This is a genomic window from Paracoccus mutanolyticus (genome assembly GCF_003285265.1).
In the GTDB taxonomy this organism is placed as follows: domain Bacteria; phylum Pseudomonadota; class Alphaproteobacteria; order Rhodobacterales; family Rhodobacteraceae; genus Paracoccus; species Paracoccus yeei.
The window spans coordinates 3,459,949-3,474,424 of record NZ_CP030239.1; the positions used below are offsets into that span (position 1 = coordinate 3,459,949).

Sequence of the window (14,476 nt, forward strand, 5' to 3'; positions counted from 1 at the left end):
GGGTGGCGCCTGATGATGGACGGCCCGCGTTGGAAAGCCTTCACCGATATGGAACTGGCTGTTCACCGGGGCCTCGGCCCATCTGACCTGCATGGCCGATCCCTGCCTGATCCATTTCATCGGCAAGGCCAAGCCCTTCGCTCGGCCGCTCGGCCGGCATCGTGCCGATGCGCATTTCGCGATGCGGCGCAGGGCACCGCGCCCGAGCAGCGCCATTGGCCGGATGCAGGACACCTTCGCCGGGCGCTTTCCGGCAATGGTGGGCGGCGGGGCCCGTGCTGCGCTACCTCGGGCGCTTTCCCGACCCCTACACGATGCTGGATCCCCGGGCCTGATGCGCGGCGGGCGGCCGTCCCGCTTGGAACGGCCGCCTTGCCGGGCCCGGGTCGAACCCGGGACAGCCGCGATGCGAGGGCTTTTCTGGCCCGCTCGCGCTGCGCCAGCCGTTGGCCGACCAGCAGCATCCGCATGGTGTTTTCGGCCGCCTGACGCGCAGTTTCGCGCCGCCGCCGATGGCCTTGCGCAACGAACAGGGCCGCTGCATGATCGAGGCATAGGCGCCGATGCCGTGTTCATAGGTCTGGCGCGCGCCCTTGCCGATGGTGCCGGCCAGCGCCACGGTCGGGATGCCAAGCGCCTCGGCCCGGCGCGCGACCTCGCAGGGGACCTTGCCGAAGGGGCTTTGGCCGTCCAGCGCGCCCTCGGCGGTGATGACCAGATCGGCGCGGCCAAGCTGGCGGTCGAAGTCCAGGTAATCCAGCACGATGTCGAAGCGCGGATGCAGGGTCGCGCCGGCAAAGGCGACCAGCCCCGCGCCCAGGCCTCCCGAAGCCCCGGCCCCCGGCATCTGCGCCACGTCGTGGCCCGTCGCCTGCAGGATCGCCTCGGCATAACGGATCATGCCGCGATCCAGCAATTCGACCTGTTCGGGCGTCGCGCCCTTCTGCGGGCCGAAGACGCGGGCGACGCCCTTGGGCCCCAGCAGCATGTTGTGCCAGTTCACGGCAGCGTCGATGCGGACCCCGGCCAGGCGGGGATCAAGCCCCGAGACGTCGAGCCGCGCCAGATCCTGCAACGCGCCGCCGCCCTCGGGCAGGTCGCGGCCCTGCGCGTCCAGCAGGCGCGCGCCAAGCGCCCGGGCCATTCCCGCGCCGCCGTCGTTGATGCCGCTGTCGCCGCAGCCGACCAGGATGCGTTCGGCGCCGTGATCCAGCGCCAGCAGGATCAGTTCGCCCACGCCCCGGCTGGTGGTCAGCGTCGGGTCGCGGCGGTCGCGCGGCACCAGCGACAGGCCGGCGGCGGCGGCCATTTCGATCACCGCCGTGCGCGGCCCGTCGCCGCCCAGGATGCCCCAGAAGCTGGCGACCGGGTCGCCCACGGGGCCGGTCACGGTCGCGGACACCATGCGCCCGCCGGTCGCGGCGACCAGCGCCTCGGTCGTGCCCTCGCCGCCGTCCACCATCGGGGCGGTCAGGATCGTGGCATGCGGGGCGGCGCGGCGAATGCCGCGGCCGATGGCCTCGGCCACGTCCTTGACCGAAAGCGATTCCTTGAAACCCGAAGGGGCGATCAGAACAGTCAGAGCCATCTCAACTCTCCTTTCCTGCTGTCTGAGAGGTTTACGGACGGGCCGGACGGTTATTCCCGCCCCCGGCGAGAAAAATGCGAAAGGATCAGCCCAAGGCGCCGTGCCGGCCAGCGTCAGCGGATGATCAGCCGGATGCCGGCGGGGCGCAGCAGGCGGTTCAGCCTTTGCAGGCCCGGATCGGCCTGGCGCCGCGCCGGCGCGGCCTTGCGGGCCGCAGGTCGGGCAGCAAGCGCAGGGCGCGGCACCGGGCGCGTCGCATCGACCGCCGGGGCGGCCCTGGCCGGGACAAGCGCCACCGCAGGCGCCACGAGGCTGGCGGCGGGCTGCATCCGGGGGGCGTCCGAGGGCCGCAGCTGCGCCAGTTGCTGGGGCCAGACCAGAAGCGCAAAGCCGATCAGCAGCGCCGTCACCGCGGGCGCCAGCGGCAGCGCCAGGCGGATCAGGTCGCGCTGGTCGAAACCCGCCTCCTCGGCATTGCCGAAGATCGCCACCGGCTTGGCCGAGGCCATCATCGTCTGGCAGAACCCCGTGCCCATCACCGCGATCAGGATCATCAGCGCCGGATCGTGCCCCAGCGCCGCCAGCGGCAGGGCCACGGCCGGGATCAGAACCGCCGCCCGCGCCGAACGCGAGGTGATCGCCAGATGCGCCGCCACCGCGACCAGGAATCAGCAGCGCGACCAGCCGGCCGCTTCACCAAGGCAACCACGGCGGACAGCCAGCCCATGCCCGGCCAGCCAGCGGTCCGAGCCGGCGCGACCATCGCCTCGGCGACAGGACGGTCGCGGTCATGTAAAGCAGCAGCTCCGTGTCGACGGCGCGAAAGATCTCCTTCGGCTTTCTGGAGGTAAAGGGCGGGGTCAGCAGGACCAGCGCCCCGATCAGCGCGACCAGCGCCATGCCGATGCCGTGCAGCCCCGCGCTCAGCCACAGGCCGACGACCAGGGCCAGGACCAGCGCGATCCGGCCCTGGCGGGCGCGGCTGGCGGGATCGGGCGCGGGCGTCGCGATGCGGGGCAGCGGCGCCAGCAGCGCCTTGCGCGGCACGAAGATCCACAGGATCAGCCCCGCGCCGATCAGGCTCGCCAGCAGCGAAAACGGCAGGCCCAACGCGGCCCATTCCAGATAGCCCAGGTGGATGCCGGTCGCCCCCCGGATCGCCTGCGCGGCCAGAAGATGCGCTCCCGCTCCGATCAGCGAACCGCCCGCCGACAAAAGGATCACGGTCGGAAAAAGCAGCGCCAAGGGCCTTTTCAGCCCCGGATCGGGCAGCGCCGCCGCGATGGCGGCAAAGACGGGCAGCAGCAGCGCCGCCCGCCCCGAGGTCGAGGGCAGCACGAACCCCGTCGCCGCGATGGCCAGCGTCAGGCACAGAAAGAACGGCAGGACACGCATCCCCCGCGCCAGCAGGGGCGCGACCAGCCTTTGGGTCAGCCCGGCCTCGCGTGCCACGGCGGCGATGACGAAGGCCGACAGAAGCAGCCAGATCAGTTCGCTGCCGAGGGCGGCGAAAAGCTGCGCCTCGGTCAGCACGCCCGTCAGCACCAAGACCAGCACGGCGGCCAGCGCCACCAGCGATTCCGGGATACGGGTGCCGATCCAGCCCAGGATCGCAAGCCCCGAGACGGCCAGCGTCATGCGCCCGGGCTGCGCCAGATCGCCGGGCAGCGTGGACAGAAAGGCGATCAGCCCGGCCAGCGCGGCTACCATCAGGTGGCGGGGCGTGGGCCGGGGCAGATCGGCAAGGGCCTGCAGGCTGCGGACGGTCATGGCGTTCTCCTGTGCGGTTGCGCGACAGGATTACGGGCAAGGGTCCGGGTTTATTCCCGCAAGGCGGCGGCCTCGTCCTCGGGCGTCAGCGGCGCCTCGGCGCCGATGGCCGCGATCGCATCGTCGATCGTCCCCTCGCCCGAGGCGGGGCGGTATTCCTGGCCCCCGTCGCGCGACTCGGCGGCGAAGCGCTCGGACCAGCCCGCGTCGCCGCGGCAGGCCAGAACGGTGCGCAGCACCTCGCCTCGGCGGGTTTCGTATTCGCGGCAAAGCCCCCCGTCGCCGGCGCGAAACGACGCGATCATCGCCAGTTCCGCGCCCTGGTCCAAGGGCTGGACCTGGCCCGAGGGCAGGCTGTCCAGCGCCGCAAGCTCGGCGGCCGAGAAGGATTGCGGCCCCGGCGCGCCGGCCCATTGCCACCAGCCCAGCCCAAGGGCCACGATGGCGACAGAGGCGGCCGCCGCCATCCAGGGCCTGCGGTTCAGGTTGGCGGGCGGCTGCACGTCACGCGTCTGCCCGCCCAGCCGCGCGCCCGAGGCCGGGGGCGGTACAGGCGCCGACGAAGCAACGCCCGCATCCGGCCTGACTGCCGCGCGGATCACCGCGGCCAGCGGGTCCTCGGCCGCATCGGTCTGGCGCAGCCCGGCCAGCAGCCTGCGGGTTTCCTGAAAGCGGTGCAGCCTGGCCTGCAATTCGGGATCGGCGGCGACGGCGCGGCGCAGCGCCTCGGCCCGGGCCGGATCAAGCTCGCCATCGGCCAGCGCCATCAGGGTTTCGTCGTCGATCTGCATCGGCCCGTCCTTTTCGCCTTTGCCCGTATACGTCCCGCCGCTCATCTTATTCCCAATCTTTCGGAAAGCGCGAGACGGGCGCGGGACAGCCGGCTCATCACCGTGCCCAGCGGGATGTCCAGGATGCGCGCGGTTTCGGCATAGCTCATCTCCTCGACGCAGACGAGATGCAGGATCTCGCGCTGTTCGGTCGGCAGCGCGGCCATCACCGCCTCGACGCTGCGCAGCATCAGCCGGGCTTCCAGCGCGGGGCCCGGATCGGTCGGCAGCGCCTCGGGCATGTCGTGCACGTCCAGCTGGACCCCGGCGCTGCGCCGGCGGCGGGTCTGGTCGATGAAGCCGTTGCGCATGATGCGAAATAGCCAGGGTTCCAGCCGCTGGACGGAATCGAAGCTCGCGGCCCCGGCAATCGCGCGTTCGACCGTCTGCTGCACCAGGTCATCGGCCTGATCCGGGCGCCGGGTCAGCGACAGGGCATAGCGCCGCAGATTGGGCAAAAGCGCGACCAGGGCCTCGCCGAACGCCGCGTCCATCCAATCCACCTCCGCAAAAGCCGCAAAATTGACAAAACCGGGGAATAATAGAAAGGAGCGGACGTAGAATGTCCAGAAACCGTCTGGAGTCGCCCATGACCGCCCTGCACCCGCTTCTGTTCCTGGCCCTGTTCCTGGCCGCGCTGACCATGGGTCCCACACCGCAATCGCCGGGCTGGGGTCCGGCGGCGGCATGGGCCGATGACGACGACGACCGGGACGACGATGACGACGATGCGCCGGCGCGCCGCCGCCCAGCCCCCCCGCCGGCGGCGCGTGCCGTGCCCCTGCCGGTCCAGGCCCCGAACGAGGTCATCGCCCGCGGACTTTCGCCCGCCGACCTGCAGACCCTGCAGGCCGAGGGGTTCCGGGTGCTGCGCGCCATCACCTTGGCCGACGGCCAGCCGATGCACCGGCTGCGCAAGCCCGACGGCCTGACGATGCAGGCGGCGCGCGACAGGGTGCGCCAGATCGGCTCGGCCGGGGCGGCGGATTTCAACCACTATTATCGGCCAGGCGGGGCCCCCGACGCCTGCACGGGCGGCGATTGCCCGGCGCGGCAGATGATCGCCTGGCCGGCCGCGCAAGGCGGCTGCGGCAAGGCGGTGCGGATCGGCATGGTCGACACCGGCGTCAACGCCGGTCACGCCGCGCTGAAGGACGCCAAGGTTCACGTCCATCGCATCAAGAGCGACACGAGATTCTCCGCCTCGGACGCGGTGCATGGCACGGCGGTCGCGGCCCTGCTGGTCGGTCGCGCCGACAGCCGCAGCCCCGGACTGGTGCCCGAAGCCGAACTGATCGCGGTGGATGCGTTCCACAAGGCCAGGCAGGACGAACGCGCCGATGCCTTTGCCCTGGTCGAGGCGCTGGACTATCTGGCCAGCCAGGACGTGCAGATCGTCAACCTGTCGCTGGCGGGCCCGCCGAACCAGGCGCTGGGCGGCCAGATCCGGCGCATGGACCGGCAGGGCATCGTGCTGGTGGCGGCGGCGGGCAACGGCGGGCCCGCGGCCAAGCCGGCCTTTCCCGCGGGCTATGATCCGGTGATCGCCGTCACCGCCGTCGATCGCCGCCAGCAGGTCTATCGCCGCGCCAATCGCGGCAGCCATATCGACCTGGCCGCGCCGGGGGTGAATGTCTGGACCGCCGCCTCGATCAGCGGGGCGCGGACCAAGACCGGAACCTCGTTCGCGGCGCCATTCGTCACGGCGGCGGCCGCCCTGCTGCTGCAATCCGAGGCCGGCCTGACCCCGGCCAAGACGCGCGCGCGCCGCAGGCCTGCGCCGGCGCATCGCAGCGGCAGGAAGGCAGGCGAGAGCGCCAGGCCAACCTGGCCCGGCGCCCGCCGGCGGCCGCGTCCCCTGCCGCCTGTCCCAGGGCCAGCTAGCGGATGCAGAGCGAGCGCGGCAGGTCCGACAGGATCTCGATGCCGGTCGGGTTCACGATCACCGTTTCGGATGCGCCGACGGTGAAGGCGCCGTAGGCCCGCAGCGTGGCCGGAAGGTGAAAGACCATGCCGGGCTCCAGTTCGCGTCCGACGCCCGAGAACAGCGACAGGATCGCCCCCTCGCCCCAATCCGGCGCAAAGGCTGTGCCCATCGAATAGCCGATGCGCTTGCGAAACGCCGCCGTATAGCCCGCATCGTCGATGACGGCCTGCGCCGCCTCGTGCGGCAGGCTGCACGGACGCCGGGCCGCATCGCGGCCAGCGCGGCATCCAGCGCCCGCAGCGCCACGTCCATCATGCGCCGCGCCTCGGCCGGTGGCGGTCCGATCCAGACGCTGCGCATCAGCGCGGCGTGATAGCGGTCGTGGCTGGCGGCAAGCTCCAGAAAGACCGGGTCGCCCGGGCACAGCACCCGCCGCCGCCAAGTGGCATGGGGTACGCCCGAGCGCGGCCCGGACGAAACCAGCGGCTCCATCGCCATCGCCTCGGACCCGGCCGAGACCGCGGCCGACAGCATCGCGGCGGCCAGGTCGTTTTCGCTGGTGCCGGCGGCGCAGTGCGCGATGGCCGCGCTTAGCCCCGCCTGGGCATAGCCCGCCGCCCGCCGGATCGCGGCCAGTTCGGCCGGCGACTTGACGGCGCGCAGCCCCTCGACCACGGACGAGCCGTCGCTTAGCGCCACGCCGTCCAGCGCGGCCGCGATGCGCGCGCCCAGCGACTGGCTGACGAACCAGCCGTCCCGCTCGACCGCCAGGCGGCGGATGCCCAGGTCGGCCACCAGCCCGGCCAGCGCGCGGGCCGGATCCTCGCCGTCCTGCCAGGCGCGGATGTCGCGCAGCCAGGTCGAGGCGCGCGCGCCCGTCGTCTCAAGCTGGCGCACCAGCAGGACGGGCTCGCACTGCAGGGGGACGACCAGCGCCTGAAAGGCGAAATACCCGGCCGTCTGGCGGCCGCAGGCCCAGAAGATGTTCTCGGGCCCGGTCAGCAGGACGGCGTCCACACCCAGGGGCAGGATGGCCCGGCGCAGGCGCGCCAGGCGCGCGGCGAACTCTGCCTGGGGGAAAACGGCATCGCAGCCTTGCACGAGATCGGCCGGCGGCGCGGCGGTAAGGTCGTCGGTCATCGTCATCTTTCAACCTTTGGAGAACCAGCCAAGAAAGCGGTTCCGGACGTTTTCGAAATGCAGCGACATGGCGTCGCGCGCGGCCGGGGCATCGCCCCGCGCGATCGCCTCGAGCACCGCGATATGCTCGCGCGCCTGTTCGTCGAAACGGTCATGCACGCGGGTGATGGTGCAGCGCCGGGCCACGGCGCGCTGCTCGGCCAGGATGGCGGGCAGCAGTTCCAGACCGGCGGCGCGGGCCACCCCGGCATGGAACTCCTCATCGACCTGCCAGAATTCGTCGAAGCCGACCGAGCGGCCCTCGGCATAGGGCAGCATCTCGTCCCAGACCCGCCGCAGGTCGTCGGTCATGCCGCGTTCGGCGGCGCGGGCGGCGGCGGCGCGCTCCAGAACCTGGCGCAGTTGCACGATTTCCAGCAACTGCTCGACCGTCACCGAGCGCACGATCAGCGCGCCATTGGCGAAACGGCCGATGACGTTCTCGTTCTCGAGCCGCGACAGGGCGGAACCAGCGGCGTCCGCGAGATGCCCAGCCGCAGCGCCAGTTCGCGCCGACAGCATCAATCCGGGGCGATGCGCCCTTCCAGGATATCCTGCTTGATGCGGCGATAGGCGGTTTGCGACAGGGTCTCGGCCGTCATGTCCGGCCCTCCGCAAGGGCCAGGACCACGGCCTCGACCGCCCGCGCCAGGTCGGCCGGGTCCATCCCCTCCTCGGGGCAATGGCTGCCGTTCCAGTTGCGGACAAAGACCATCACGCTGTCCCAGCCCGCTGCGGCAAAGGCGGCCGCGTCATGCCCGCCGCCCGACAGCATCCGGCGCGGGTGGTCGCCCAGCCGCTGGGCGCCCGTCGCCACCAGATCGGCCAGGGCGCGCGACAGCACCGCCGGCTGGCTGCGGCTTTGCTGCCCCAGATCGAAGCGGATGCCGGGCTGGGCGGCCTCGATCCGGGCGATCTCGGCGCGCAGCAGGCGGTCGGCCAGATCCAGCGCGGCAACATCCTCGGACCGCATGTCGAGACAGAATTCCAGCTCTCCGGCCACCTTGGCCATCGCATGGGCGGGGGTCGCCGCATCGACACGGCCGAAGGTCACCGTCAGGTCGCGGCCCTGCGCCAGCAGGTCGTCCCAGACCCGCTGCATGGCCACGACCAGTTCGGCAAAGGCCACCACGGCATCCGCCCGGCCGTGGCGCGGCGCGCCGCCGGAATGGGCCCAGGCGCCATGCACGCGCGCCGCGCGATAGCGCAGCCCGCCCCGGATCGCGGTCACGATGCCATAGGGCTCACCCGCCGTGTCCAGAACCGGACCCTGCTCGATATGAAACTCCAGAAAGCGCGCCGGGGCGGGGGGCCGGTGGATCAGGACGGCCCCTGCGTCGAAGCCCTGGTTGCGCATGTGGTCGGCCAGGCTGCGGCCGGTATCGACGCGCGGGGCTTGCAGATCCTCGGGCGACAGCCGGGCCAGCGCCGCGCGCGACCCGATGTAGGAGACCGGGAACCACACGCTTTCCTCGGCCCGGGTCACGGTCAGGACGATGTCCATCGCCGGGGTGACGCCCTGCGCCCGCAGCGCCGCGATCAGCGCCAGTCCGCCCGCGACGCCCGCCTGCCCGTCATAGGCGCCGCCCTGGCTGACGGTGTCGAGATGCGAGCCGACATAAAGCGGCACCGCCGCCGGATCGCGGCCGGCCAGCCGGGCAAACAGGTTGCCGGCGGGGTCGCGGCGCACCTCAAGCCCCAGCGCGCGGGCCTCGTCCTCGATGACGGCATGGGCGGCGGATTCCTCGTCGCTGTAGGAGGGGCGGGTATAGCCCGGCCCCCCCAGGGTGATCGCGTTCACCCGCGTCAGGACGCGGGCGATCGTCTCGCCGATGACGGTGTTCAGGGCGCGCGCGGCAAGGGTGGTCATGCGGTCTGGCTCCAGACTTCGGGATTGATCGCGGTTTCGGGCAGGCGGCCGGACAGCGCGTCGATGACATGGCGGGCGGCGGCCTCGGCCACGCGGATCAGCGCCTCCTCGGTCGTGCCGCCCAGATGCGGGGTGAAGACGACATTCGGGAAGGCCGCCAGCGGCCCCTGCGGCGCATCCCCGGACCAGACGTCGAGCCCGGCTCCGGCCAGCCGCCCCGAGGCCAGCGCCTGGCAAAGCGCCGGCTCGTCCACCAGCCCCGCGCGGGCGAGGTTCAGCAGGATCGCCCCCGGCTTCAGGGCGGCGAACTGCGCGGGGCCCATCATGCCCCGCGTCTCGGCGCGCAGGGGGGTGTGCAGCGACACCAGATCGGCCTGCGCCAGCCCCTCGGCCACGCCGGCGACGCGGCGATAGGGTGCGGTGTCAGCGGCGCGTGGCGAATGGACCAGAACCGTCATGCCGAGCGCCCGGTCCAGCATCCGGCCGAAGCTGCGCCCGATGGCGCCCCAGCCGACGATCAGCGCGGTCTTGCCCGCCAGTCGGTGAACCGGGCGGATTCGCGAGACCCAGCGGCGCCGGCCCGCTGCGCGCGATCCGCCGCCGGGATGCGCCGCGCCACGGCCAGCGCCAGGCCCAGGGCCAGCTCGGCCACCGATTGCGCGTTGGCGCCCGGCGTATTGGCAATGACGACCCCGCGCGCGGCGGCGGCCGCCTTGTCCACCGGGTCATGGCCGGTGCCGTGGACGACCACGACGCGCAGCCTGTCGGCCGCGGCAAAGGCCGGGGCGGACAGGCCGGCATCGCGGGTGATGACCGCCTGGCAGCCGGGAATATGCCGGGCGACCGTCGCCATGTCGTGCGTGGGACAGGGCACCGGCTCGACCCCGTTCCGGCGCAGCAGCGCCAGGCCGGTTTCGTGGATGGGTTGCACGATCAGACATCTCATCATGGCGCGGTCTCTGCCGAAATGCGGTCCAGCCGGTCCAGAACGGCGTCCCGCGCGTTTTCCAGATGCCGCGCCATCTCCGCCGCCACGGCATCGGCATTGCCCGAGCGCACCGCGTCCAGGATCGCCAGATGCTCGTCGCAGCCTTGCAGGAAGCGGTCGGGCACCTGGGTGTGGTCAAAGACGCAGGTGCGCCGCCGCAGCGAGGCCACGACCGCGCTGAGGGTGCGGTTGCCCAGGGGATGCAGCATCATGTCGTGAAACTCGTTGTCGGTCTGGAAATGGCTGCCATCCAGTTCGGGGCCGGCGGCCATCAGGTGCCGGATGCGGCCTTCCATCGCATCCACCTGCGCCGGCGGCAGGCGCACCGCCGCCCGCGCGGCAAAGGGTTCCAGCTGCAGGCGCAGGAAGAAGATCTCCTCGAACTCGCTGCGCCGCATGTGGCGGACCCGCGTGAACCGGCCCGAGGCTCGGCCAGGCCCTCGCGTTCGATGCGCTTGATCGCCTCGCGCACGGGGGTGCGCGACATGCCCAGCCGTTCGCCCAGCGGCGCCTCTTGCAGCGCATCGCCCGACTTCAGCGCGCCTTCGAAGATCATGGCGATGATCCGGCGATGCGCCTCCTGCGACAGGTTCGACGATATGCTCATGCCTTGGCCCCCTCTCTCATGGCCGTTTCGGCCCAGACGACCTCCTCGGGGAAGACGATGCCGCCCACAAGATCGCAGGACAGCAGATAGTCCGAGCGCAGGATGCCTTCGGGCTTGGCAACGAGGGCGGCAAGGGCCTCGCGCAAGGCGCGGGCGCGGGCAATGCCGATGCGCTCGCCTTCATCGCGCGAGATCGCGGCAAAGCGGACGCGGCTGCCGACCGGAAGCTGCGCCAGGCGCGGCAGGTCGGCCGAGATCACCGTGGCGATCTTGGGATAGCCGCCGGTGGTCTGGCTTTCCACCAGCAGGACCAGCGGCTGACCCGACCCCGGCACCTGGATCGAGCCGGGCACGGTCCCGTCCGAGACGATGTCATGGCCGCGCGCGGCGGGCAGGCCGGTTTCGCCCAGCACCATCGCCATGCGGTCGCGCTGCGGCGTGATCAGGAACGCCTGATCCGTCAGCCGGGCCAGCGTCTCGGCATCGAAGTAATCCTGCTGCGGGCCTAGCACGACGCGGATCGGACCCTGGCCGCGCGGCAGGCTGGCCCCCTGCAGCGGCGCGGCCGGGCGCAGGCAGGGGGCATCCGGCTGGTCCTCGCCCAGGGGCAGGATGTCGCCCGTGCGCAGGCAGCGCCCCTCGACCCCGCCAAGGCCGCTGCGCAGATGGGTGGCGCGCGACCCCAGGACCGGCGCCGTCGCAATGCCGCCGGAAAACGCCAGATAGGCCCAGGTCACGTCGCGGGCGACGCCGACCCGCAGCACTTCGCCCGGCCTCAGGCGCTGGCTTTCGCCGGCCTGCAAGATGCGGTCGGCGGCGCGCTGATCGAGCTCGCCGCCCGCGACAGCAACGCGGCCGCCATGCTCGACCGGCTGGTCCGCAACCTGCCCCGCGTCCGGCGCAAGCCGCGAGCGCTTGGCGAGCGCCATGGCGGCGGCGTCGACCGGACCGGCGTCCGAAACGCCCATGTGCCGCAGCCCCGCCCTGCCCGCGTCCTGGACGGTCAGCATCGGCCCGGCTGAAACGATCTCGACGCTCATGCCAGGGCCTCGGGGTGAAGGATCGCCTCTCCGGCGGCGGCGCGGGCGGCCAGGGCCTCGGCCTCGGCCGTGTCGACGGGGCGGAAGCGGATGCGGTCGCCGGCCCGGAACAGGAACGGCTCGGGCCGCCCCGGATCGAAGGATCGCAGCGGCGTCCAGCCGATGAAGCGCCAGCCCGACGGCCCCGCGACCGAGTTGATGTTGCCCTGCTGCCCGCCGATCCGATGGCGCCCGCCGGGATGTTCTGGCGCGGCTTCGGCAGGCGGGGCGTGTGCAAAGCCTTGGGCAGGCCACCCAGATAGGCGAAACCCGGCGCGAAGCCGATCATGTAGATGCGGTATTCGGCCCCGGAATGCAGCGCCACGATCTGCTCCGGCGACATCCCCTTCATCCGCGCCAGGTCGTCAAGATCCTGCCCGACGTCGCCGCCATAAAGGCAGGGCACGACCCACAGCCGCGCCGGCGCCGCGCCGGCGCCATCCTCCAGCGCCAGCCCGCCCAGGAGGGCTTCGAGGCGGGCGCCGCTGAGGATTTCGGGATCATAGCGCAGCAGAAGCGAGCGATAGGTCGGGACGATATCGACAAGGCCCGGCACCGCCATGTCCTCCAGCCGCGCGGCGATGGCGATCACCCGCGCGTTCGTTTCGGCATCGATGGTTTCGCCGAACTGCAGCGTCAGCGCGGTATCGCCGCAAGGAAGGATCTTGGGTTGCATCATCTTTTCTTGGCCTGTGATTTCGCGCCGCGGCCCTTCTTGGGCCGCAGGCATGCTTGCTTTATCGTCCTGCCATCATGCCCGGCAGCAGGTCGATGATTCCAGGAAACGCGGCGATCAGCAGCACGAATGCCGACATGATGTAAAAGAACGGCATGGTGGCGCGGGTGATGCGGCCCATGCTGTCGCCCGTCAGGCGCTGGATCACCGTCAGGTTGAAGCCCACCGGCGGTGTGATCTGCGCCATCTCGACCACGATCACCAGGAAGATCCCGAACCAGACCTGTCATAGCCGGCTGCCAGGACCAGCGGCAGGGTGATGGGCAGGGTCATGACGATGATGCCCAGGCCCTCCATCACCGTGCCGAGGATGACGTAGAAGACCAGCAGCACGACGATCAGCATGAAGGGCGACATGCCCCAGCCCTGGATTTCCGTAGCGATAAAGCGCGGCACGCCCAGATAGCCGATGGCGGTGGACAGGAACATGGCCCCGATCATGATCAGCCCGATCATCGCGCAGCTTTCGGCAGCCTGGCGGGCGGCGATCAGCACGCCCTTCAGATCCAGCGTCCGCTGCAGAAAGCCGATCAGCATCGAGGCGGCGACGCCCACGGCGGCGGCCTCGGTCGGCGTGGCAAAGCCGCCGTACATCGAGCCGATGACCCCCAGGATCAGCAGCAGCAGCGGCCCCAGATCCTTCAGCGCCACGATCTTGTCCCAGAGCGACGTGGGCGGGGGCGGCGTGCCGACCAGCGACGGGTTCAGCGTCGAGCGGACCGCCAGATAGCCCATATAGGCCGCCGCCAGAAGGAAGCCGGGCAGGATCCCGGCGATGAACAGCTTCAGGATCGATTCCTCGGCCATCACGCCATAAATGATCATGATGGTCGAGGGCGGGATCAGAAAGCCCAGCGTGCCCGCCCCGGCAAGGCTGCCGGTGACCAGGTCGCGGTCATAGCCGCGGTCGATCAGCTCCTTTGCCGTGATGCGCCCGACGGTCGCGGTGGTCGCCGCCGACGAGCCGCAGACCGAGGCCAAGAGCGTGCAGCCCAGCACCGTCGATGGCCCGGGCGGCCATAGCGATCCCGGATCAGGTAATGCGACAGGAAGCCGCTGAACAGCTCCGCCCGCTTGCGGGTGCCGTCGGGCAGGATCTTCGCCACAAGGCAGCGGTCGTTGTCGTAGAGCACAGACTGGGGAACCGCGGTGTTCCAGCTTTGCTGCGACAGCAGCTTCAGCGCCGGAAGATTGGGCTTGAAGATCTCGACCAGGCCGATGCCGGTGCCGATCAGGCCGATGCCGATCCACATGCCCGACCCCAGCAGGACGGCCATCAGGAACAGCAGGGTGAAAACGATCATTGCCATGCAAGGCTTCCCCTATTCCAGACCGGGTCCGGTCGCCATCGACTCGCCGCGCAGCAGGCGCAGGACCTGCGCCAGGCATTGCAGCGTCAGCAGCACGGCGCCTGTCGCCAGCACCGCCTGCGGATAGACCAGCGGCATGCGGAAGGTCGTCGCGGCGGTCGAGCCGCGCTGCCCCGACAGGACCGCCATGTCGATCAGCGCCCAGCTGAGCGCGCCGCAGATCGCCAGACCCACAAGCGCCGAGGCGGTCTCCAGAACGCGCCCGACGGCGGGGGACGAGACCTCGATCAGCGCGGTCACGCGCACATGGCTGCCCGCCTTCATGGCCGAGCCGCAGCCCAGCAGAAAGCAGGCCCCCATCAGATAGCCCGCCAGATCCCACGAGAAATGCAGAGAACTGCCCAGGAAGTTGCGGGTGACGATCTCGGCCAGGATCAATCCGAGAATGCCCAGCAGGCTAAGCGCGGCCGCGTAGCCGCCGATATCGGTCATGAGGTCGATGGTTGAGAGAATGCGCCCATAGGGCCGGGTTGCGGGGAATGTCATGTCAAGCATGGCTCCGTCCTTTGTCCTTGTCGCGATTGCGGACAGG

15 protein-coding genes and 3 pseudogenes are annotated in these 14,476 nt (G+C 71.1%); 1 reads left to right on the forward strand and 17 read right to left on the reverse strand.

Annotated features, from left to right (window positions below; all coding sequences use genetic code 11):
• Positions 1–307: 307 nt before the first annotated feature.
• The 5 genes from DPM13_RS18760 to DPM13_RS18780 all read right to left on the reverse strand — a co-directional run bounded on the left by DPM13_RS18760 (position 308) and on the right by DPM13_RS18780 (position 4,682).
• The gene (locus DPM13_RS18760; RefSeq protein WP_223252194.1) at positions 308–1,588 is read right to left on the reverse strand and encodes a glycerate kinase family protein; all 1,281 of its coding nucleotides are present in this window, start codon (positions 1,586–1,588) and stop codon (positions 308–310) included.
• Between the two features lie 113 nt (positions 1,589–1,701).
• Positions 1,702–2,244 carry a hypothetical protein gene (locus DPM13_RS18765; protein ID WP_112888606.1) on the reverse strand — a complete coding sequence of 181 codons (543 nt, stop codon included), beginning with the start codon at positions 2,242–2,244 and terminating at the stop codon, positions 1,702–1,704.
• A gap of 37 nt (positions 2,245–2,281) precedes the next feature.
• On the reverse strand, positions 2,282–3,358 hold the full coding sequence (locus tag DPM13_RS18770; protein ID WP_112888607.1) for an SLC13 family permease: 1,077 nt from the start codon (positions 3,356–3,358) through the stop codon (positions 2,282–2,284).
• Between the two features lie 50 nt (positions 3,359–3,408).
• Entirely contained in the window at positions 3,409–4,194 is a 786-nt protein-coding gene (locus tag DPM13_RS18775) for a hypothetical protein (protein WP_051577820.1), read from the reverse strand.
• Positions 4,191–4,682 (reverse strand): RNA polymerase sigma factor, encoded by a 492-nt coding sequence (locus DPM13_RS18780; RefSeq protein ID WP_112888608.1) that lies wholly within the window; start codon positions 4,680–4,682, stop codon positions 4,191–4,193. The genes DPM13_RS18775 and DPM13_RS18780 overlap by 4 nt, the downstream gene beginning before the upstream one ends.
• A 95-nt stretch (positions 4,683–4,777) precedes the next feature.
• Between DPM13_RS18780 and DPM13_RS18785 the strand changes: the two genes are divergently transcribed.
• Entirely contained in the window at positions 4,778–6,157 is a 1,380-nt protein-coding gene (locus DPM13_RS18785) for a S8 family serine peptidase (RefSeq protein ID WP_112888609.1), read from the forward strand.
• Here the strand turns inward: DPM13_RS18785 and DPM13_RS18790 are convergent.
• The 12 genes and pseudogenes from DPM13_RS18790 to DPM13_RS18830 all read right to left on the reverse strand — a co-directional run bounded on the left by DPM13_RS18790 (position 6,069) and on the right by DPM13_RS18830 (position 14,439).
• A pseudogene (locus DPM13_RS18790) lies at positions 6,069–7,261 on the reverse strand (M24 family metallopeptidase). The gene DPM13_RS18785 and the pseudogene DPM13_RS18790 overlap by 89 nt on opposite strands.
• 3 nt (positions 7,262–7,264) lie before the next feature.
• Positions 7,265–7,816: an FCD domain-containing protein gene (locus tag DPM13_RS18795; protein ID WP_223252646.1), complete on the reverse strand. Its 552-nt coding sequence runs from the start codon at positions 7,814–7,816 to the stop codon at positions 7,265–7,267.
• Positions 7,817–7,892: 76 nt separating this feature from the next.
• A complete protein-coding gene (locus tag DPM13_RS18800; protein ID WP_112888610.1) occupies positions 7,893–9,164 on the reverse strand; it encodes a Zn-dependent hydrolase in 1,272 nt (423 codons plus the stop codon).
• Positions 9,161–9,721, reverse strand: coding sequence for an NAD(P)-dependent oxidoreductase (locus DPM13_RS24400; RefSeq protein ID WP_223252647.1), 561 nt, complete (start codon positions 9,719–9,721; stop codon positions 9,161–9,163). Before DPM13_RS24400 ends, DPM13_RS18800 begins: the two co-directional genes overlap by 4 nt.
• Positions 9,682–10,113 carry a Rossmann-fold NAD(P)-binding domain-containing protein gene (locus tag DPM13_RS24405; RefSeq protein WP_223252195.1) on the reverse strand — a complete coding sequence of 144 codons (432 nt, stop codon included), beginning with the start codon at positions 10,111–10,113 and terminating at the stop codon, positions 9,682–9,684. The genes DPM13_RS24400 and DPM13_RS24405 overlap by 40 nt, the downstream gene beginning before the upstream one ends.
• Positions 10,110–10,478, reverse strand: coding sequence for an FCD domain-containing protein (locus DPM13_RS24410; protein ID WP_262983369.1), 369 nt, complete (start codon positions 10,476–10,478; stop codon positions 10,110–10,112). Before DPM13_RS24410 ends, DPM13_RS24405 begins: the two co-directional genes overlap by 4 nt.
• Positions 10,424–10,759: a GntR family transcriptional regulator gene (locus DPM13_RS24415; protein ID WP_223252196.1), complete on the reverse strand. Its 336-nt coding sequence runs from the start codon at positions 10,757–10,759 to the stop codon at positions 10,424–10,426. The genes DPM13_RS24410 and DPM13_RS24415 overlap by 55 nt, the downstream gene beginning before the upstream one ends.
• A complete protein-coding gene (locus DPM13_RS18815; protein ID WP_112888611.1) occupies positions 10,756–11,799 on the reverse strand; it encodes a 5-oxoprolinase subunit C family protein in 1,044 nt (347 codons plus the stop codon). Before DPM13_RS18815 ends, DPM13_RS24415 begins: the two co-directional genes overlap by 4 nt.
• Positions 11,796–12,568, reverse strand: a pseudogene (pxpB, locus tag DPM13_RS18820) (5-oxoprolinase subunit PxpB). The gene DPM13_RS18815 and the pseudogene pxpB overlap by 4 nt, the downstream one beginning before the upstream one ends.
• A gap of 7 nt (positions 12,569–12,575) precedes the next feature.
• Positions 12,576–13,573 (reverse strand): annotated as a pseudogene (locus tag DPM13_RS18825) (TRAP transporter large permease).
• Complete coding sequence (locus DPM13_RS26315) at positions 13,486–13,884, reverse strand: hypothetical protein (protein WP_223252197.1); 399 nt, start codon at positions 13,882–13,884, stop codon at positions 13,486–13,488. Before DPM13_RS26315 ends, DPM13_RS18825 begins: the two are co-directional and overlap by 88 nt.
• Before the next feature lie 12 nt (positions 13,885–13,896).
• On the reverse strand, positions 13,897–14,439 hold the full coding sequence (locus DPM13_RS18830) for a TRAP transporter small permease subunit (protein ID WP_080622660.1): 543 nt from the start codon (positions 14,437–14,439) through the stop codon (positions 13,897–13,899).
• Positions 14,440–14,476 lie beyond the last annotated feature (37 nt).